At 42.9% G+C, this 16,723-nt stretch carries 20 protein-coding genes and 2 pseudogenes; 10 read left to right on the plus strand and 12 right to left on the minus strand.

Annotated features, from left to right (window positions below; genetic code table 11):
• Positions 1 to 127 precede the first annotated feature (127 nt).
• The 8 genes from B5F71_RS15535 to B5F71_RS15570 all read right to left on the minus strand — a co-directional run bounded on the left by B5F71_RS15535 (position 128) and on the right by B5F71_RS15570 (position 5,492).
• Positions 128 to 421, minus strand: a complete 294-nt coding sequence (locus tag B5F71_RS15535; RefSeq protein ID WP_087212047.1) for a hypothetical protein — start codon at positions 419 to 421, stop codon at positions 128 to 130.
• 40 nt (positions 422 to 461) lie between these two features.
• Positions 462 to 863 carry a hypothetical protein gene (locus B5F71_RS15540; RefSeq protein ID WP_072545522.1) on the minus strand — a complete coding sequence of 134 codons (402 nt, stop codon included), beginning with the start codon at positions 861 to 863 and terminating at the stop codon, positions 462 to 464.
• 65 nt (positions 864 to 928) lie between these two features.
• Positions 929 to 1,903: a hypothetical protein gene (locus B5F71_RS15545; protein ID WP_143269920.1), complete on the minus strand. Its 975-nt coding sequence runs from the start codon at positions 1,901 to 1,903 to the stop codon at positions 929 to 931.
• A 97-nt stretch (positions 1,904 to 2,000) separates the two neighbouring features.
• On the minus strand, positions 2,001 to 2,339 hold the full coding sequence (locus B5F71_RS15550; protein WP_087212053.1) for a hypothetical protein: 339 nt from the start codon (positions 2,337 to 2,339) through the stop codon (positions 2,001 to 2,003).
• 76 nt (positions 2,340 to 2,415) lie between these two features.
• Positions 2,416 to 2,898, minus strand: coding sequence for a hypothetical protein (locus B5F71_RS15555; protein ID WP_087212056.1), 483 nt, complete (start codon positions 2,896 to 2,898; stop codon positions 2,416 to 2,418).
• 73 nt (positions 2,899 to 2,971) lie between these two features.
• Complete coding sequence (locus tag B5F71_RS15560; protein ID WP_087212059.1) at positions 2,972 to 4,081, minus strand: site-specific integrase; 1,110 nt, start codon at positions 4,079 to 4,081, stop codon at positions 2,972 to 2,974.
• A 159-nt stretch (positions 4,082 to 4,240) separates the two neighbouring features.
• On the minus strand, positions 4,241 to 5,161 hold the full coding sequence (locus B5F71_RS15565; RefSeq protein ID WP_087212062.1) for a hypothetical protein: 921 nt from the start codon (positions 5,159 to 5,161) through the stop codon (positions 4,241 to 4,243).
• A 52-nt stretch (positions 5,162 to 5,213) separates the two neighbouring features.
• Positions 5,214 to 5,492 carry an immunity 17 family protein gene (locus tag B5F71_RS15570; protein ID WP_072545529.1) on the minus strand — a complete coding sequence of 93 codons (279 nt, stop codon included), beginning with the start codon at positions 5,490 to 5,492 and terminating at the stop codon, positions 5,214 to 5,216.
• 136 nt (positions 5,493 to 5,628) lie between these two features.
• Here B5F71_RS15570 and B5F71_RS15575 point away from each other — a divergent pair, with 136 nt between their 5' ends.
• From B5F71_RS15575 to B5F71_RS15605, 7 genes are all read left to right on the plus strand, one after another.
• Entirely contained in the window at positions 5,629 to 6,462 is an 834-nt protein-coding gene (locus B5F71_RS15575; RefSeq protein WP_158098119.1) for a helix-turn-helix transcriptional regulator, read from the plus strand.
• An 81-nt stretch (positions 6,463 to 6,543) separates the two neighbouring features.
• The gene (locus B5F71_RS15580; protein WP_087212070.1) at positions 6,544 to 8,970 is read left to right on the plus strand and encodes an ATP-binding protein; all 2,427 of its coding nucleotides are present in this window, start codon (positions 6,544 to 6,546) and stop codon (positions 8,968 to 8,970) included.
• Positions 8,945 to 10,249, plus strand: a complete 1,305-nt coding sequence (locus B5F71_RS15585) for a sigma-54 dependent transcriptional regulator (RefSeq protein WP_087212075.1) — start codon at positions 8,945 to 8,947, stop codon at positions 10,247 to 10,249. Before B5F71_RS15580 ends, B5F71_RS15585 begins: the two co-directional genes overlap by 26 nt.
• Positions 10,250 to 10,558: 309 nt before the next feature.
• Complete coding sequence (locus tag B5F71_RS15590; RefSeq protein ID WP_143269921.1) at positions 10,559 to 10,972, plus strand: hypothetical protein; 414 nt, start codon at positions 10,559 to 10,561, stop codon at positions 10,970 to 10,972.
• Between the two features lie 206 nt (positions 10,973 to 11,178).
• On the plus strand, positions 11,179 to 11,502 hold the full coding sequence (locus B5F71_RS15595; protein WP_022161965.1) for a helix-turn-helix domain-containing protein: 324 nt from the start codon (positions 11,179 to 11,181) through the stop codon (positions 11,500 to 11,502).
• A 12-nt stretch (positions 11,503 to 11,514) separates the two neighbouring features.
• Positions 11,515 to 11,808 carry a helix-turn-helix domain-containing protein gene (locus B5F71_RS15600; RefSeq protein ID WP_087212080.1) on the plus strand — a complete coding sequence of 98 codons (294 nt, stop codon included), beginning with the start codon at positions 11,515 to 11,517 and terminating at the stop codon, positions 11,806 to 11,808.
• On the plus strand, positions 11,805 to 12,116 hold the full coding sequence (locus tag B5F71_RS15605) for a helix-turn-helix domain-containing protein (RefSeq protein ID WP_022161963.1): 312 nt from the start codon (positions 11,805 to 11,807) through the stop codon (positions 12,114 to 12,116). Before B5F71_RS15600 ends, B5F71_RS15605 begins: the two co-directional genes overlap by 4 nt.
• Positions 12,117 to 12,141: 25 nt before the next feature.
• Here the strand turns inward: B5F71_RS15605 and B5F71_RS15610 are convergent, their stop codons facing one another.
• Both B5F71_RS15610 and B5F71_RS15615 read right to left on the minus strand, forming a co-directional pair.
• On the minus strand, positions 12,142 to 13,467 hold the full coding sequence (locus tag B5F71_RS15610) for a site-specific integrase (protein ID WP_087212083.1): 1,326 nt from the start codon (positions 13,465 to 13,467) through the stop codon (positions 12,142 to 12,144).
• 20 nt (positions 13,468 to 13,487) lie between these two features.
• Complete coding sequence (locus B5F71_RS15615) at positions 13,488 to 14,711, minus strand: site-specific integrase (RefSeq protein WP_087212091.1); 1,224 nt, start codon at positions 14,709 to 14,711, stop codon at positions 13,488 to 13,490.
• A 406-nt stretch (positions 14,712 to 15,117) separates the two neighbouring features.
• On the opposite strand from B5F71_RS15615, the gene B5F71_RS15620 reads away from it, so the two are divergent.
• Both B5F71_RS15620 and B5F71_RS15625 read left to right on the plus strand, forming a co-directional pair.
• Positions 15,118 to 15,480, plus strand: coding sequence for a helix-turn-helix domain-containing protein (locus B5F71_RS15620; RefSeq protein ID WP_041583985.1), 363 nt, complete (start codon positions 15,118 to 15,120; stop codon positions 15,478 to 15,480).
• A 61-nt stretch (positions 15,481 to 15,541) separates the two neighbouring features.
• On the plus strand, positions 15,542 to 16,135 hold the full coding sequence (locus B5F71_RS15625; RefSeq protein WP_087212085.1) for a sugar O-acetyltransferase: 594 nt from the start codon (positions 15,542 to 15,544) through the stop codon (positions 16,133 to 16,135).
• A 16-nt stretch (positions 16,136 to 16,151) separates the two neighbouring features.
• On the opposite strand, the pseudogene B5F71_RS15630 reads toward B5F71_RS15625, so the two are convergent.
• Positions 16,152 to 16,307, minus strand: a pseudogene (locus B5F71_RS15630) (alpha/beta hydrolase); the annotation flags it as partial.
• On the opposite strand from B5F71_RS15630, the pseudogene B5F71_RS21060 reads away from it, so the two are divergent.
• A pseudogene (locus B5F71_RS21060) lies at positions 16,300 to 16,389 on the plus strand (AraC family transcriptional regulator); the annotation flags it as partial. The pseudogenes B5F71_RS15630 and B5F71_RS21060 overlap by 8 nt on opposite strands.
• Here B5F71_RS21060 and B5F71_RS15635 read toward each other — a convergent pair.
• The gene (locus tag B5F71_RS15635; RefSeq protein WP_206423850.1) at positions 16,376 to 16,591 is read right to left on the minus strand and encodes an ester cyclase; all 216 of its coding nucleotides are present in this window, start codon (positions 16,589 to 16,591) and stop codon (positions 16,376 to 16,378) included. The pseudogene B5F71_RS21060 and the gene B5F71_RS15635 overlap by 14 nt on opposite strands.
• Between the last annotated feature and the right edge of the window lie 132 nt (positions 16,592 to 16,723).

Genomic DNA, 16,723 nt, shown 5'->3' on the forward strand with positions numbered 1-16,723 from the left:
ATCATTACATGACCTTCAAAATAGTCCTCTTCCTTATTATCTACTTCACCGAAATAAGTAATATTCTTCTTGCTCATATTCTTTTGTTTTTAATTAATTGCGACTAATGAGATTCAGCTAACTGCGTTTAGCTGTTTAGGTGATTGTTACCAATGTTTTCCAAAATTAATTGATAGACTTTTTCGGCCAAATCCCATTGTTGATTGGTAAACTCTTGTTTCATTGGTAGATCAGAGAACGAACCCATGCCTGAAAGTGAAGCTTCAATTTCATGAAGGGTTTGACAGAAAGATGCGCAGCCTTTTTCACTTTCTTTTATTAGTTTCAACTTATTCTCATACCAAACCGCTTGTTTATGCCAACCTGTCTGATGTAATAATTCTATCATTTTCTCTAATTCATCAATTAATTTATTTTTCATCTTTTCTATTATTGGTAATGTTTGGCAGCGTTCCGCTTATTCAGTCGGTTTGCTGTTTGTTATCGGTAATCAATTCATTATGAAATTCTGTACATAAAAGCTCCATTACATCATCGTATGCAATTATGATTATGTGATGAAGTCCCTTTAGGGAATAGGTGGACTTAACAATCTCTCGTATAGAGGAAACTGTTTGTCCTTTACCTTTAATATTATTTTCAAACATTTCGTAATCGTACAACTGGAATTTCATTACTCCATTGAATACAAACTTCAGATTAATAGCACTCATAGAGTTGTCAACAAAATCACATAGGCTATTACGCGAAACATTAACATACACTTCGATAGTTCGAGAATCTATAATATTTATATGTTCAATTATTATAGCATCTCGTCCACCAATAAAGCCTATGCTTGTTATTATATCTTTTATTTCCATTCTTTTGAACTTTACCGATAATGTTTGGCGGCTAACCGACCTTTCATGGGAGGTTGAGCCGCTTGTTATGTATCTAAATTGAGATGATTTACCCAATTATATTTTTTCATTAACTTTTCCATTGCTTTATTCTCTGTATTATTATTTCTAAAATAAATATATACAGATTTCAAAGTTTTTAGATGAGATAATGTTCTTTCCAATTCATCGGTTGTTATACATGTCAGTTCCGTTGCAACAAAGCGATACAATTTCGGAAGAGATTTGATACAGTCAATACCATATCGCAGATTCGGGCAGCCTGCCAACTCCAACAATTCCAAGTTACTCAGTTTTGACAAGTCAGGTAAGGTTTCAAAACTGAAAATCCAATGCAGATAAAGTCTTTTCAGTGTAACCAGTTTAGATATCCACGAAAAATCCGAGCATTTCGTCTGTCTTTTTAGATACAGATATTCCAGATTCGGGAATTTATCCGGCAAACACTCTCCGTTTATCAGTTTGGAGCATATAGCCAACTTCCTCATATTGAGGTTAGGATTCAGACTCGATGCGTCTATTTTTTTGACTTTCAACTCTCTAAGATTTGTTAAACTGTTAATGACAGCAAGTTGCTTGTTATTAATTTCCAAATAGTCTCCAAAATTAAGAGTATCTAAGCACTTTAACTCTTGCAGGCTCTGTAATGATATGCTTCTTTTAATCAGCCCTAAAAATGAAAGGCTTTGCAGTAGTGGGGTATATTGAACAAAGTCAATAGAATCTAATTCTGCTTTATGCGACAAGTTGGAGACAATCAAATGCCGTACATTGCTCAAAAATTCAATAATATTGAGATTATAAATTAAGTCCTCATCTTCTTTACATACTCCTAAATCACAATTAATACATATCTGACAATCATTCATTATAAGCAATTTATTAATGGATTGCAATTGATCCACCGTATAACCCTGTACACCGAATAATTGTATTGATTCTCCTTTTGCTAAGGTTATATTTGCAATTTCCTGTGAAGTTTGTTCGCGAATATATATCATATTAAATTTCATTAAGATACATAATGTTTGGCAGCTAATCGCCATTTGTGGCGATTAAGATGCGTGTTAGTGTTTATTCCTTGGCAATTTTAAGAATCTATTCAGTAGTAATATCAAAATCTTGTTTATTTCTCCATGCTATCCTAAGATAATCACCTTTTATTAAACCTTTATCACGGTAATATCTAACTATTTCAGATGGCGACCAATCCTTGCCATTGGAAAATAATGTTCCGAGTTCCATTAACTTTTGAAAAAGAACTGCACGCTTTTCAACATCATCAACAGGAATAGAAATAGAATAGTATGGTTCTACTTTTTCAAATCCAAGACTGATAAGTTCATTCTTAAAATTGTCATTATTATTAGCTATCAATATATTATTTCCTGCCAATTCAATAGCAACGACTTTATCTTTTAATTTTTCATTCATCATATTAAACACTAATGTTTGGTGGCTAACCGACCTTTCAAGGGAAGTTAAGCCACTTGTTAGCCACTAAGTTATGTATTTATAAATACTTATATTCTTCATCATCAAAGAAGTCTTCTGTTATCAAAACAGAAAGATGTTTTTTTGAAAAAAGAACATAAGTTTCTTCATATAATCTGTTTTTATTTTTACACTCAAATAATAGCTGGGCGATATTCTTTATATCTTCACTATCTGTCGTATTTTGCGAATATTTATTGGCTAAATCTGCAATAGTTTCCACCAGTTTGTCATCAATAAGCCTAAGAATTATAGATTTTGCATAAAATGAGTAGGTGTCATTACTATATATTAAGACATAAAACAAATCTTCTAAAAGTGAAATACATGTTTCATTAGGCATATACCTCAGAACTTCTAAAGCATAATAGCAATTAATATTACTACTATGCAAAGCTTTTGAAAGGTCTTTTGTTTTGCTAATATATTTTCTAAATACAGAAAGACTTTCTTTATATGCCTCATAATTCTTTACGACTTGACTCCATTCTGCTGAATACATATTTATTCTTTTTTTTAGTGGCTAATGTTATGTTATCAGCCGATTTGGCTGTTATTTTTTCTAAGTATCATATCTATTCCTCTTCTGTCAACAGGTCATCCAACGGGCTTTTGATATTGCTTTTGAATGTATCAGCTATATGTACATATCTTTCCGTTGTCTTAATGTTGTTATGTCCCATAAGCTCCTTTACAATCTTAATGTCAGTGCCTTGCTCCAGTAGATGCGTGGCAAAGGAATGACGTAACAGGTGAGGATAAATACGTTTCGTTATGCCGGCTTCAAGTGCGGCAGCCTTCAAGCGTTTCGATATGATGCTTTCCGTGAAAGGCTCTCCAGGCCTGCGCTCAAAGAACCACACTTTCGGTCTGTACAGTCGATTGTATTCTGCCAACTTCTTCATCAATGGTTTGGACAGCAGGGTATAGCGGTCTTTCTTGCCTTTTCCCTGTCGCACCCGGATCATGAAACGTGACTCACTGATGTCTCCGGGTTTCAAATTCAAAAGTTCACTGATTCTCAACCCGGCGGAATAAAGTATGGAAAACACACAGAAGAAGCGCAGGTCTTTCGCTGTCACATCAAGTATCTTTTTTATCTCTTCCTTGCTTAACACGTCGGGCAGTGTCTTTTCCCGTTTTGCACGGCTCACCTTGTAGCATCGGCGTTCCTGTCCGAGTACCTTCTCATAATAAAACTTGATGGCATTGATTCTCTGGTTCTGCTGGCAAGAGGATATGTTTTTCTCGTGAATAAGGTAAAGCAGATAGTCATTTATCTCACCGGAAGTGATCGTCCCGATGTCACGACCTTTGAAATGTTGCTGGAAATCCCGGAAATAGGATGTATAAACCCTGACAGTATGTCCGCTATACCGCACCTGCTCCAATTTCTCCAGATAACCTTCCGGAAGAGGCGGACGACTGTCTTCCTGTTTCCTGGGCCCCAGCTCCCTGATGGAGGAATAGTCGATAAAAGCCATCTTTACATAACGGTCAAAGAACTCCGCAAGCACAAAGTGCTCTTCCGGCAAATAGGCTTTGCCGCCCACAAGTTGAATGCCTTCCTCTTTAGACAAAGGTATCCGCAGGCTGTCATCATCAAAGGCTGCCTCAATGAACTTCCTGCCATACCTGACGGTAGGCGTAAGTTTGATTCTGGGCTTGTTCTGGTATATGTCCATATCAATTCTTTTTTAATTACTGTTTTGGACAATGTTTCCTCAATTAAATAGGGTTACGCAAGATAGGTATTTTTCCCTGATTTTTTGGTGCTTTTGTCTGTTAATAAACGATAAACGCAAATCTCGCCTGGGACTTTACAGGCAAAGATGCGCCTCCATTCAATAGACGTGCACATACTGTACTTTCCCGTCAAGCAGTTCCACACAGCGGTCGTCGGAAAAGCGCAAAGTCTCCAGAGTCCTGCCTTCCTTTTTGACTTCCGATTTGTGGTATGGTTCACCCCATGCGGAGATGACCATTTCCCTCGTCATGCCGGTATCGACCTTGCGGAAGGCAATCAGCTTCCCGTATTTCTTGCCGTACAGTTTTTCCAGCTGGCCGATACGTGCAGTGCTTACAAACTCATACACCTCGTCACCGCCTATAGGAAATGCTTCCACTCGTACACCGTCAGCATCCTCCATCAGCAGAAACGCCCCGTCACTGTTCATCTTCAGGCCGACGTCCACACAACGATACTCCGCACCTTCAGCCGGGGTAATGACCTGACCGTCCTCGGTCTCCACGGCCTTGGCAAGCGACAGGAATGTCTGCCCGACAAAGCGTTTCAGTTTCTCATAATACCCTAAACAGGTCATGCTCAGCGGATACCTGAACGGGTTATAATACATCTCTTCGCCGCTTTCTTTCTCACGAAGCAGCAGGCAGCATCCTGCCGACAGGTAGTCTGTCTTGGTCCAGACCTTCACCACCTCGTAATATTTTCCGACCACCTCTTTAGCGGGGGTCGAACTGATATTGACCGCCTTGTACACCGTCCGGTCATCCCCGGCAAGGAAGTTGGACGTGTAGAAGGCATCCCAGTAGCCGTCCCCGTCATTTCTCGCCCCGTGCATGTACAGGGTCTGTCCCGGAAGGGAAGCGAAACTCCGCTTCTCCACATTCGTCAGGCTGTCATAGGGAAGGGCATTTGTCACCGTGTACTCTTTCAGTCCATCGCTCTTGGGAACGATGTTAAGCTGTGCCTGGGCATACATCGCCGTACACAGGAAGAAGGTCATAATTGGAATTGTTTTCATACTCAATCTCTTTTTTATGTTTACAGGTTTCATCTAAGGAAAGAATGTTCGGCTACTTGCCGGAAATAGAGAACAGAAACAAAGCCAGTCCTATCCCGACGGCAAGGATCACCCCGAGCCAGAAACGGAAAGCCTTTGGTCCGAGTGTATCCAGCCAGAAATTCCCGCCCCAGCTACCCGGACGTGTATAGGTCCACTTCCATCCGCAGATTATACCCAAAAGCCACAGCAGCAGTATTGCCGCCACTATCAGATAACCGTACCTCGGGCTTGTCTGAAGCAACTGCGGGAAACCGGTTATGAATTCTTTGACCTTTTCAAACCATTCCATAATAATACTTTTAAGAAAACAACGGCATCTGCCGTTTGCAAATTTAACGAAAAGTGCACAGAATCAAAAAGTTTCGGTAACCATTATTTGCTCTGTCATACAGGAAATTTTATTTTTGCACAGAAACTTACGAATCATGGAATACATACTTATAGAATCTCTTAAACACGACTCATTCCGGACACAATGGGAGGAATGGGTACTCAAAGTTGCCGAAGCTGTCCGGCAGACAGATATCCGTATTCCACGGACTTGGACCATCCTGAAACCTTTGTCTGAGAACATACCGGCCATGATATGGCTGACAGAAAAACTGAGAAAACTACAGTCAGTCCCTTCGCTTGAAAACAAGACTGAAACCGCGCTATACATACTGGCAAGTTTCTGTCGGAACAATAGAGTGCTCGGCTACGTAATCGATACCTATATGTACCAATACAAAAACCGTAATGCCCACGGCCTGTTGGTTTGCGCTAAAATTCTTCATGCAATAAGCCCGGAAGAAGAATATCCGCACCTGAACTTCCTGTATAACCTTATGGCCGGAAATGTCATCAGCGAATTCAAACGGCACATGAAAATAAACGATTCTTTCATGACCGAATCCGATTTCCGTCTTGCAGAAAAATATATCCCGGATTTCAAGGGAGCAGGTTTCAGAGAAACAGTCCTTTTGCGGGTTACAGCAAATATGACCGGAGAGGAGCTCGCGAAAAAATGCCACATGTCGAATACCGTATTCCGGGAACGGTTCAAGCATGAATTCGGCATGAACGTATCACAATGGCTACGTGAAAGGAAGAAAAAGAGAATAGCAGGAATGCTAAAAAATCCGGCGATACCGTTATATCGGGTAGCGGAAAACAACGGCTTCAAGTCAGAGTCAACCTTCTCCGACTATTGCAAACGGAATTTTAACAAAACTCCCTTGCAGTTAAGAAAAGAACTGCTTGCCGACACAGTCCGATAAAAATCAGAAAAAATCCGTTAGTAATCAGAACATCACTTCATCGTCACCTCCGTAACTTTGTAAAAATCACGATACAAGGTTATGGAAACGAAAAAAGAAAATCCAATAAAACCTTCGGGTTCCCTGCTAATAAAAATATTTGCCGGTTACACTATCCTGGCACTGCTGGTTATAGGAATCATCGCTGCTTTATGGCATGAAAAAAAGGTTTTTGCGGAAGCAGAAGCGGAAGAGAACGCAATGCTTGCACAACGGGAACTGACCAGCAGGACATTCAAAGCGCTTGTATCACTCTTCCTGGACAACGAATCGGCATATCTGCGTGACATATCGGACCAAAAAGAGTACAATGAAAAAGAAAACAGGGTCTTCTTCATGCTTGATGAACTGAGAAAAGTATATACCGACTCCCTTCAGCAGGCACGCATTGATACAGTCGAGTTCCTGCTCAATCAAAAGCATGACCATATCCGTTCTTTGAAGAATATCCCTTCCGTACTCACACAGATGGACAGTATCCTCTCAAGTCAGCTTCCGGTACTGGAAAGAAAAATGACTTCTTCCGCTACAATATTACATACGGAACCGACGAAACCTGAAAAGAAAAATTTTCTGAGCCGCCTTTTTTCCCGGAAAAGGAAACAGAAGGAAACAGAAACATCAATACAGCAAAAAGCCGGACAAACCGATAACGCCCATAACATCCGAAAGTTCGGGGATGAAATGTACGAGGTACTGGAAAGGCAAAACCGGCTTTTTGAATCACTCGCGGACTCTCTTGAGCATAAGAACCATATTCTCAACCGGAACATCTCCAGACTGATCAATGAATTGGAAAAAGACGCCCTGGAGCGTACTGCAGAACGGCATCAAAGGGTTTCTGAACTTAGGGAAGAAGCATTCGACACAATATGTATCATATCATCAGCAGCCTTATTATGCGCCTTGTTCCTATCCATATTCATAACCAAGGATATACACAGAAAACACCGCAAGAGAAAAGAACTTGAGGACTCAGACCTGCATAACCGTAAAATGCTGGAGATACGCAAAAAGATTATCATCACGCTCTCTCATGACATTCGGGGCCCCCTGAATGCCATCCGGGGAAGTGCAGAGCTGGCAATGGATACCAAAGACAGAAAACGACGAAATTCCTATCTGAACAACATCCTGAGCTCTACTGGACATATCATGCGACTGGTAAACAGCCTTCTGGACCTGTCACGCCTGAATGAGGCCAAGGAAACTCTAAATGAAATTCCATTCCGCTTGAATACCTTCCTTTCAGACATCGAAAAAGAATATGGACGCATAGCCAATGACAAGGGAATAATGCTATCCGGAGACTTTATCGGAACCGACATTACCGTTACCGGCGATGCGGACCGCATAGAGCAGATAATCAGCAACCTGCTGTCCAATGCCATAAAATTTACAGAATCCGGTTCTATTGGATTCTTTGCCATATTCAGAAACGATATTCTGACAGTAACAGTCAGGGATACAGGTATCGGCATGAGCGAAGAAACCTTAAAACGCATATTTTCTCCATTTGAAAGGGCAGCAGTAGAGATTTGTCCTGAAGGTTTCGGACTTGGCCTCTCCATTACAAAAGGACTCGTAACCTTACTGAAAGGAAATATCTCAGTGGAAAGCAAAATCGGAGAAGGCAGTACATTCAAGGTGAGCATTTCGCTGAAAGAAACATCAGAAACAATTGAGGAAAAATGCACAACGCTTCCAGATCCGGCAAAAAGACTTCCACACCGTATCATAGTCGTGGAAGACGATCCTGTCCAGATGGAAATAACACGCGACATCCTGGAAAGGAATGGAGTCAGTTGTCATGCCTGCCAAAATGTAAAAGAAGTGGTCTGTCTTTTGAGAAAAGAGGATTATGATCTGATACTTACAGATATACAAATGCCAGGAACCAACGGCTTCAGCCTGCTCAATCTGCTGCGCAACTCCAATATTGGCAGTTCACGAAGCATTCCAATAGCTGCCATGACTGCAAGAGGAGATGAAGAGAAGGAGAATTTCATCAAGGCTGGTTTCACCGGATGTATCCATAAGCCTTTTTCAAGCCCGGAACTGCTTCTGTTCCTGTCCTCTATTATGGAAAAGATGAACAAGCCTGAATCACAATCAATAGATTTCAGGCCGCTCATATCGGATTCCGGAAACAAACGCAAGGTATTGACAATGCTTGTAAAAGAATCCGAAGCGAACAAGGAAGAACTTGTGGAAGCAATAAGAAATAAGGATAGAATGCGGATAAAGGAGATAATACACCGGATGTTTCCCATGTGGGAAATGCTCGGAATTGCAGAAGAATTGCAAGAATACAGAAACCTTGTCCACGATGACAGCTCCGGAGATCAGGTCATGAAAGAATGGACCTTGAAAATAACAGCCAGCCTTGACAGACTTGTCTCGGCAGCAGAAAATGAGATAAACAGTTTAATCAGACAGGAAAATGAAAAGGAAAATACTGATAGTTGAAGATAACGTAGCCTTGTCCCAACTGCAAAGGGACTGGCTTGAACGTTGCGGTTATGCTGTCACAACCGCCATAGATGAACCTGCGGCAAAAAGAGTACTGAAAGCCGAAAATATTGCCCTGATTCTTTCAGATGTAAGACTGCCTCAAGGAAATGGCATAGAACTGCTTGAATCGATAAACCGGGAACACATTCATATTCCATTTGTGGTAATGACCGAATACGCTTCCTATCCTGACGCGGTGCGTGCGATCAAACTCGGAGCAAAGGACTATCTGGTGAAACCGGTTCACAGGGAACAACTCCTTGAACTTGTGGATACATTCCTCAAGCACATGTCCGCTGTCTGGAACGGTGAAAAGCATCTGTTCAAAAGGACAAGCGCACAAGCCGTAAAATGTGAAAAACAGGCAAAACTGGTCGCTCCATCCGATATGTCGGTACTGATATTGGGGGAAAACGGCACCGGTAAGGAATCGGTTGCGAGGATGATACATAACTACAGCGACAGGCATGAAGCTCCGTTTGTCGCGGTAAACTGCGGAGCCATTCCCGGGGAACTCGCGGCTTCACTTCTGTTCGGCCATGCAAAAGGGGCATTCACCGGAGCTGATACAGCCAGACAGGGATATTTCGACCTTGCAAAAGGAGGGACACTGTTCCTGGATGAAATAGGGACGCTGCCTTATTCCGTACAGTCTGTCCTTTTAAGAGTCTTGCAGGAAAACACGTACATACCTGTAGGGGACAGCAAGGAAAGACATGCGGATGTAAGAATAGTTGCGGCCACGAACGAGGATATTCCCAAAGCCATAGCGGAAAGACGCTTCCGTGAAGACCTTTATCACAGACTGGGAGAATTTGAGATAACGCAACCTCCATTACGCCAGTGTCCCGAAGACATTCTGCCACTCGCGGAATTTTTCAGGAAAGAATCTTCCACCAAACTGAGAAGGGATACTGAAGGATTTTCCATAGAAGCCCAGCAGCTTCTCCTTTCCTACGAATGGCCAGGGAACATCAGGGAGTTGCAGAACAAGATAAAAAGGGCCGTGCTACTGACAGAAAAACCGGTCATCGAAACGGAGTGCATGGATATCAGCATCAATACGAATACCGTATCTGCAAATTCTGTCTATTATGATGGCATGACAGAAGAAAAACTGTCCATCATCAAGGCTCTCAAAGCCACAGGCGGCCACCGGAAAAAAGCGGCAGAACTGCTCGGCATCAATCCTGCTACATTGTACCGTAAGATGAACAAATATGGGCTGAAATGAATATTTTTTGCAGTGAATTGCCTGTAATTCCGGCAAAATGACTAATTTTGTAACAGACTGGTCTATTGGCCATGTCTGTATTTTGAAATAAAATATGACGACGCCGCAAAGCGGCTGTCGCCTATTATACATAAGTCGCAAGACGTCTCAGGTAGGAATCTGGTAAATTTCAAATTGTAGAGACTTTTGCGTGCAGCTTATGCTATGCCTAAAAATAGCGTGAGCTCATGCATTATCTACAATGGGCTTACCAGAGCCCCTACCTGAAAATGTGTGAGTTTCACGCTTTTATTTATAACAGGTAGAGGTATGGCAAAAGTTCAGATCGTATTCGCAATGACCATCGACGGTTACTTCCCGGATGATGACAGGCTGATGGAATGGATAAGAGAAGACAGGAACGGATTCCTTCTCTGGAAACAGCACGGCACATTTTCCATAGCTCCTGACTACCCGATGGTCGATCTTATCTGTTTCAAGGATACCACTTCCTCTGATTCCATATTCCAGGCAATAATATCCGAACGTGAAGATACGGAAATATTACGCAGACTGTCTGTATATCACCTTCCCGACGAAATTGTCATCTATATGCTGCCTGTAGTTTCCGGCCATGGAATACGAATATCTGATTTTCTTGATTCCTGCTCCTGGAATCTGCACTCCTCAAAAAGTTTCCGTAACGGTATTTGCCGTCTAATATATCGCAAAACATTGCAATAGCTTCTCGCAACTGCAATGTTTCTGCAACGTTACCCAAACATGTCTTTTTGAATTTCTATTTTTTATCTCACTGTAATCCAGTGGAATATATTTTTATGTGGGTGTGTCTTGCTGCATTGGTCCATGTTTTGGCCTATATCATAATGAAACCTGTTGCGCAACACGGTGTAAAAAATGGAATTATTACACTAAAAACAGAATTCATTATGATACAGATAGACAGGGAGACATTCCAGATGATGCTCCATCAGATAATGGAACGGTTTGACAGGATAGATGACAGACTGAACCGCATGAACAGGCAGACGGCCGCCCTTGAAGGAGACAAGCTGCTTGACAACCAGGATATGTGCGAACTCCTTGGTGTTACCAAGCGTACCCTTGCACGCTACCGCCAGAAGAAGCTCGTCACATACTACATGATTGACGGACGTACCTATTACAAAGCTTCGGAAGTCCAGGACTTCCTGAACAAAAAGGGAAAGGTGCTGCCTGCGAAAATAAAAAAGGAACTCGGTCTTCAATCCTAATAAAATGACGGTATGGAAATTATATGTATGGAAAAACAGACCTTTGACGAATTGGTTGTCCGCCTCAGCCTGATTGAGAAAAAAGTCATTGGTATATGTAGTCAGACCAAAGACGCGGGACTGAAAAAATGGATGGACAATCAGGAAGTATGCGGGGTTCTCCGAATATCCAAGAAAACACTTCAGGTATATCGCGAGAAAGGACTGTTGCCTTTCACCCGGATCAAGAACAAGTTCTTCTACAAACCGGAAGATGTACAAAGCCTGTTGGAATCAAGTTATCACCCACAAAAAAGAAAGCCATGAGTTACGATCTTATAAACAGAAAAGACCAGCGGATTGATACTATTTTCAAAGGGCTGGAAAACATGGAGCGCATGATAGACGCAATACGGACGGCTCCAAGGCCCGCATTTCACGGTGATTATTTCCTCACGGACGAGGAACTTTCAAAGCTGTTGAAAGTAAGCCGGCGTACCTTGCAGGAATACCGGACCCTCGGTGTGATACCTTACTATCTTGTGCAGGGAAAAGCCCTTTACAAAGAGTCAGACATACAAAAAGTTCTTGATGACGCTTATAAAAGATGCAGGGAAGAACAGCGATGGGTATGAAGCAAAAGTAAAAGAAACGGCCTCTTTACAAGGTCGTTTCTTTGTTGTCGGACAATTGGTATCCGAATCTCCTTCTTCGTTTCCTGACAATAACATCTTCTTCATACAGACCAGGAATCCGATCCATTCCGGCTGCTTTCAGCCGTTTCATGTCCTCGTCCACTTTCCTGTCAGTCACTTTGGCGTAAAGCTGCGTGGTCTCAATACGCATGTGCCCCATCATTTTGCCGACTGTCTCGATTGGAACACCCAATGAAAGGGTTATATGGGTTCCGAAATTGTGTCGTGCCTTATGAAATGTAAGTTCAAATCCGTAAACTTCACCCAACTGGTGGGCGAGCATAATGAAATACGTACGACTATACAGATTGAAGACCTTGTCATCCTTTCTCTGTTCCCGATATTTCTCTATTATCTTCAACGGAATATCCAACAATCGGACAGAAGACAGTGTTCCTGTTTTCTGGCGGTGGATATGGATCCACCATGAACCGTCTTCAGATTGGGTAATATCATTTACCCTCAATTTTTTCAAATCCGTATAGGCAAGTCCGGTAAAAGTGGAGAAGATGAACATATCCCTAACAAACTGAAGCTGTGGCTTCTCGACAGGTGTTGTAAGCAGTGTCTTCAAGTCTTCCAGCTTCAGATGACGACTTTTCCGTTTAGGCAGTTCAGGATGAAGGCGACAATACGGATCACGGCGGATTGTTCCCTGGCTGACAGCCCGCATGGTCATCTTCTTCAGCCTGTAAAGATGTTCATGCACGCTCTTCGGGCTTAAATTCCTGTCCATCCTGAGAAAAAGTTCAAAGTCATCGTAGAACACACGGTCAAGACTACGTAGCAGTACATCCTCTACGCCGCGTTTTTCCTGCACGAAAGCCGAAAGGTGCTTATATGAACGTAAGTAGGAATCATAACTCTCCTTTATACGATCCACACCGATACGCTTCTTGAACTCCTCGTTATGCTCTCTGAAAAGAGCCAGCAGAGTTAGCGGTTTCTGACCGACTCCCATCACGGCATTCTTTACCTGCTCTGCCGTAATAAATCCCAGACTGTTCTTAATCCGCCTGTAATGCTCCTTGATTTCTTTGGTCAGATCATCAATAGCCCGGTTGACGGTAATGGCATTCTCACTGCGGCCGTCAGCCCGTCCTTTTTCAGGATTCCAGATGGCCGGATTGACGGATACTTTCGTTCCTATCTGTTCCCATTTGGCATCTATGCTTATCTTGCACAGCAACTGGCACGTTCCATCCTTACGGACTTTGGTGCGGTTTATATAAAACAGTATCGCAAATGTACTGCGACGTTTGATTTCCATATTGTCAGTATTTCTTTTCATAATCCTATTTTTTGCCATTGTCAAATAACTACAGAAAACCGCTCAGCAATTATTTTATCCAATGCTTTCGTATCTGTATCTATCTTATTGTCTGTCACCTTTGCGTAATGCTGTGTGGTCTCAATACGACTGTGCCCCAACATCTTGCTGACCGTTTCAAGCGGTACGCCATGGGAAAGTGTAATTTCTGTCGCATAGGTATGACGGGCTGCATGGAAGACCAGCTTACGTCCTATACCGCAAATTCCGGCGATGCGTTTCAAATAACGATTCAATGAACTGTTGGAATACATGGGGAGAAGCTTTCCTTCAGGAGCCATATCGCGGTATTTTTCAATAATATGGAACGGCAGTTCCATAAGCGGTATTTCAAAATCCACACCGGTTTTCTTGCGAGAACTCCTGATCCACCAGGTACCATCTTCCGCGAGAGAAAGGTTTTCATTTGTCAGCAAACACATGTCGCTATAGGGAATACCCGTATAACAGGAAAACAGGAACATATCTCTCACATGATAAAGAATCTGATCATGGAGAGGTGTTGTCATAATCCTATTCAATTCTTCGGAGGTGAGATATTTCTGTTCCGGTTTCGGATGTACCGGTTCATATCCGACAAACGGGAATACTGTTATTATACCGTCAGCAATAGCTTCTCCGACAATTGTTTTCAGTTGGACGGTAAGATTGACTATTGTGCCTGAAGCCAGACAACATTCCGTACGTAGATACAAGTCATATTTTTCAATGAAGGAACGGTCCAATGCGGCAAAAGGGATATCTGACAGCTTATATTGCATCTGTAAAAAACGTACCAGATGATTGTAGGAATTGCGGTAAGCCCTCAATGTCTTTTCCGTACGATTGATCCCAACGCGTTTCTCGAAATTTCTAATGAAAAGTCTGAAATAGCTTAATAGGGTTTCCTGTTCCGAAGCCATACCCAAAAGTTGATGCTTTACATCCTCTGCTGTTACATCCTCACGGATTGCAGATTGTTCCGCATAGATGCCGAGCGCGGCAGCACGTATTTCATCCAGTCTGTTGTTTATCTCTCTTGCCGCAACACTTTTTCCACACGCCCGTCCGGATGACCACAATGACTGTGGCACACGAAACTTGACACTGAATGCTGTTTCAGAGTGCTTGCCGACAATAAGCCGTGCCATCACGGGACAGTTTCCCCTGGCATCCGCCTCGCTCTTTTTAAGGTAGAACGAAACCTTTACATCTGTCTGATTCATAATCTGTTCCATTGTTTGCAAAATTAACAGAGACAGAGTTAATCATCGGCATGTAAAATATCGTCAGACATAGACAAAGCTATCACCATTGACTTCCGGAACCTATATTTTTCATATCTCAAAAAAAATAAGTACCTTCGCTAAGCCAAAATGATGAAACTGCGTTCTTTACGGTCGGAGCAGAAAGGATTTTCAAACAACTCCATACAACTGGAATGGGCAACGGATAGGTAGCAATTTTTTCGCTTAACTATTCAAAAAACGGCTTCAAAGCACACATTTACAAATGCGGAATAATGCTGCGTATCTCCCTGAAAGCCCAATAGTTTACATTATTCTTCCTAAATCCATCCGAAATCGGGCGAGTTTCATTATTTTTGTCCTGCGAATTGACAACATCAAATATATGTATAAGAAGAAAATACCCTTAGACCTGGATTGCGGTGTGGCCATAGCCATGGAAGTCATGGGTGGCAAGTGGAAATCGTGCATCCTCTACGAACTGGAGAAAGGCTGCAAACGTCCCAGTGAACTGCACCGGCATTTTGAGGATACCAGCCCCCGTGTCATCAACCAGCAGTTGAAAGAGCTGGAAATGCACGGCATGATAGAGAAAACGATTTATCCCGAACTTCCGCCCCACGTGGAATATTCCATTACGGACGACGGACGGAGCCTTATCCCCATTATCCGGATGCTGGAACAATGGGGAAATGATTTCCGCCCGAAGATGGTGCGGATATTAGAAAAAACGGGAATGGCAGAATAGTTTTTATATACAATTGTAACACGAAAAAGTTATCTTTGCCCCGGATATAAATCAAGCAAACATGGAAACAGAAAAAATGAAAATGAAAGCCGGCAAGTTGTACGATGCCAACTATGACAAAGAACTGTTGGCGGAACGTGCGGCATGTGCCGATCTGACTTACGAACTGAATCAGCTACGCCCCTCCAAAGCGGAAGAACGGGATGCGTTGGTAAGGCGCATATTGGGTAAAGTGAAGGGCAACTGCACGATTGTCTCTCCTTTCTTCTGCGATTACGGATATCACATCGAAGTGGGTGAGAATTTCTTCGCCAACATGAACTGTGTCATCCTCGACGAAGCTCCGGTGAAGTTCGGCGACAATGTGTTCGTGGCTCCGAACTGTGGCTTTTATACGGCAGGGCATCCGCTGGATGCAGAACGCAGGAACCAGGGACTGGAATATGCACGTCCCATCACGGTAGGCGATGACGTATGGATAGGAGCCGGTGTCAGTGTGCTGCCGGGCGTGACGATAGGCCAGGGTGCGGTTATCGGTGCGGGCAGCGTGGTGAACCGGGATATTCCGCCACAGGTACTGGCCGCGGGAAATCCCTGCCGGGTGATTCGTGAGATTACAGAAGAAGACAAGAAGCGATATACAGAAAACGCATGAAAACGTCTGAATAACATCAGTCCAGTCCCTTCGCGCACAACCATTCGTACATCAGCTCCGCCACTTCCCGGTTGTTCAGGTCGGACATCGGGAAGTGGGTATTTTCGTGCAACCCTGCTTCGGGCAAATGAACGACCGTGACATCACCGCCCAGCTTGTTCAACATGTCTGCCCTGAAACATATCCAACAAAAGACATTGGAAATGGCAAAGGAACAGGTGTTCGGCACAGGGAAATCTGTCAGCGAGATTGCTCCTCCACCGTCCAGTGCACGTCGGGCATGGCGCCGCGCATCATGTCGAGCACGGCGGCATATCCCTCCAGCCCCGTCATCGGTTCGGGCAAGGTGGGTGCGTAAAAGATGACATCGGGTGCGATGATTTCCCGTCCGATTTCCATGTTGCCCGTGTTGATAAATTCCACGAAGCGTTCCATTACTTGTTTGTTCTGTTCCATTTGATTTGAATTTTAATTAGTTGATATTGAGAAGCTGTTTTGAATTTCTCCAAAAAGTTTTTCTTGGCTTGATGTATCCGTTTTCGTGTGTGCTTTGGGCGATTTTTTGGTCCTTTTCGCTCCTGTTCTTCG

The organism is Bacteroides sp. An269, from assembly GCF_002159755.1.
GTDB classification, from domain to species: domain Bacteria; phylum Bacteroidota; class Bacteroidia; order Bacteroidales; family Bacteroidaceae; genus Phocaeicola; species Phocaeicola intestinalis.

What these genes read in the sequence shown, in the direction of transcription:
- B5F71_RS15535 (WP_087212047.1), bottom strand. Translation starts at nt 421, where the DNA reads ATGAAAAATAAATTAATTGATGAATTAGAGAAAATGATAGAATTATTA.
- B5F71_RS15635 (WP_206423850.1), bottom strand. Translation starts at nt 16,591, where the DNA reads ATGGAACAGAACAAACAAGTAATGGAACGCTTCGTGGAATTTATCAAC.
- B5F71_RS15610 (WP_087212083.1), bottom strand. Translation starts at nt 13,467, where the DNA reads ATGAAAAGAAATACTGACAATATGGAAATCAAACGTCGCAGTACATTT.
- B5F71_RS15570 (WP_072545529.1), bottom strand. Translation starts at nt 5,492, where the DNA reads ATGGAATGGTTTGAAAAGGTCAAAGAATTCATAACCGGTTTCCCGCAG.
- B5F71_RS15615 (WP_087212091.1), bottom strand. Translation starts at nt 14,711, where the DNA reads ATGAATCAGACAGATGTAAAGGTTTCGTTCTACCTTAAAAAGAGCGAG.
- B5F71_RS15565 (WP_087212062.1), bottom strand. Translation starts at nt 5,161, where the DNA reads ATGAAAACAATTCCAATTATGACCTTCTTCCTGTGTACGGCGATGTAT.
- B5F71_RS15590 (WP_143269921.1), top strand. Translation starts at nt 10,559, where the DNA reads ATGGCAAAAGTTCAGATCGTATTCGCAATGACCATCGACGGTTACTTC.
- B5F71_RS15605 (WP_022161963.1), top strand. Translation starts at nt 11,805, where the DNA reads ATGAGTTACGATCTTATAAACAGAAAAGACCAGCGGATTGATACTATT.
- B5F71_RS15595 (WP_022161965.1), top strand. Translation starts at nt 11,179, where the DNA reads ATGATACAGATAGACAGGGAGACATTCCAGATGATGCTCCATCAGATA.
- B5F71_RS15625 (WP_087212085.1), top strand. Translation starts at nt 15,542, where the DNA reads ATGGAAACAGAAAAAATGAAAATGAAAGCCGGCAAGTTGTACGATGCC.
- B5F71_RS15545 (WP_143269920.1), bottom strand. Translation starts at nt 1,903, where the DNA reads ATGATATATATTCGCGAACAAACTTCACAGGAAATTGCAAATATAACC.
- B5F71_RS15600 (WP_087212080.1), top strand. Translation starts at nt 11,515, where the DNA reads ATGGAAATTATATGTATGGAAAAACAGACCTTTGACGAATTGGTTGTC.
- B5F71_RS15560 (WP_087212059.1), bottom strand. Translation starts at nt 4,081, where the DNA reads ATGGACATATACCAGAACAAGCCCAGAATCAAACTTACGCCTACCGTC.
- B5F71_RS15580 (WP_087212070.1), top strand. Translation starts at nt 6,544, where the DNA reads ATGGAAACGAAAAAAGAAAATCCAATAAAACCTTCGGGTTCCCTGCTA.
- B5F71_RS15540 (WP_072545522.1), bottom strand. Translation starts at nt 863, where the DNA reads ATGGAAATAAAAGATATAATAACAAGCATAGGCTTTATTGGTGGACGA.
- B5F71_RS15575 (WP_158098119.1), top strand. Translation starts at nt 5,629, where the DNA reads ATGGAATACATACTTATAGAATCTCTTAAACACGACTCATTCCGGACA.
- B5F71_RS15555 (WP_087212056.1), bottom strand. Translation starts at nt 2,898, where the DNA reads ATGTATTCAGCAGAATGGAGTCAAGTCGTAAAGAATTATGAGGCATAT.
- B5F71_RS15585 (WP_087212075.1), top strand. Translation starts at nt 8,945, where the DNA reads ATGAAAAGGAAAATACTGATAGTTGAAGATAACGTAGCCTTGTCCCAA.
- B5F71_RS15550 (WP_087212053.1), bottom strand. Translation starts at nt 2,339, where the DNA reads ATGATGAATGAAAAATTAAAAGATAAAGTCGTTGCTATTGAATTGGCA.
- B5F71_RS15620 (WP_041583985.1), top strand. Translation starts at nt 15,118, where the DNA reads ATGTATAAGAAGAAAATACCCTTAGACCTGGATTGCGGTGTGGCCATA.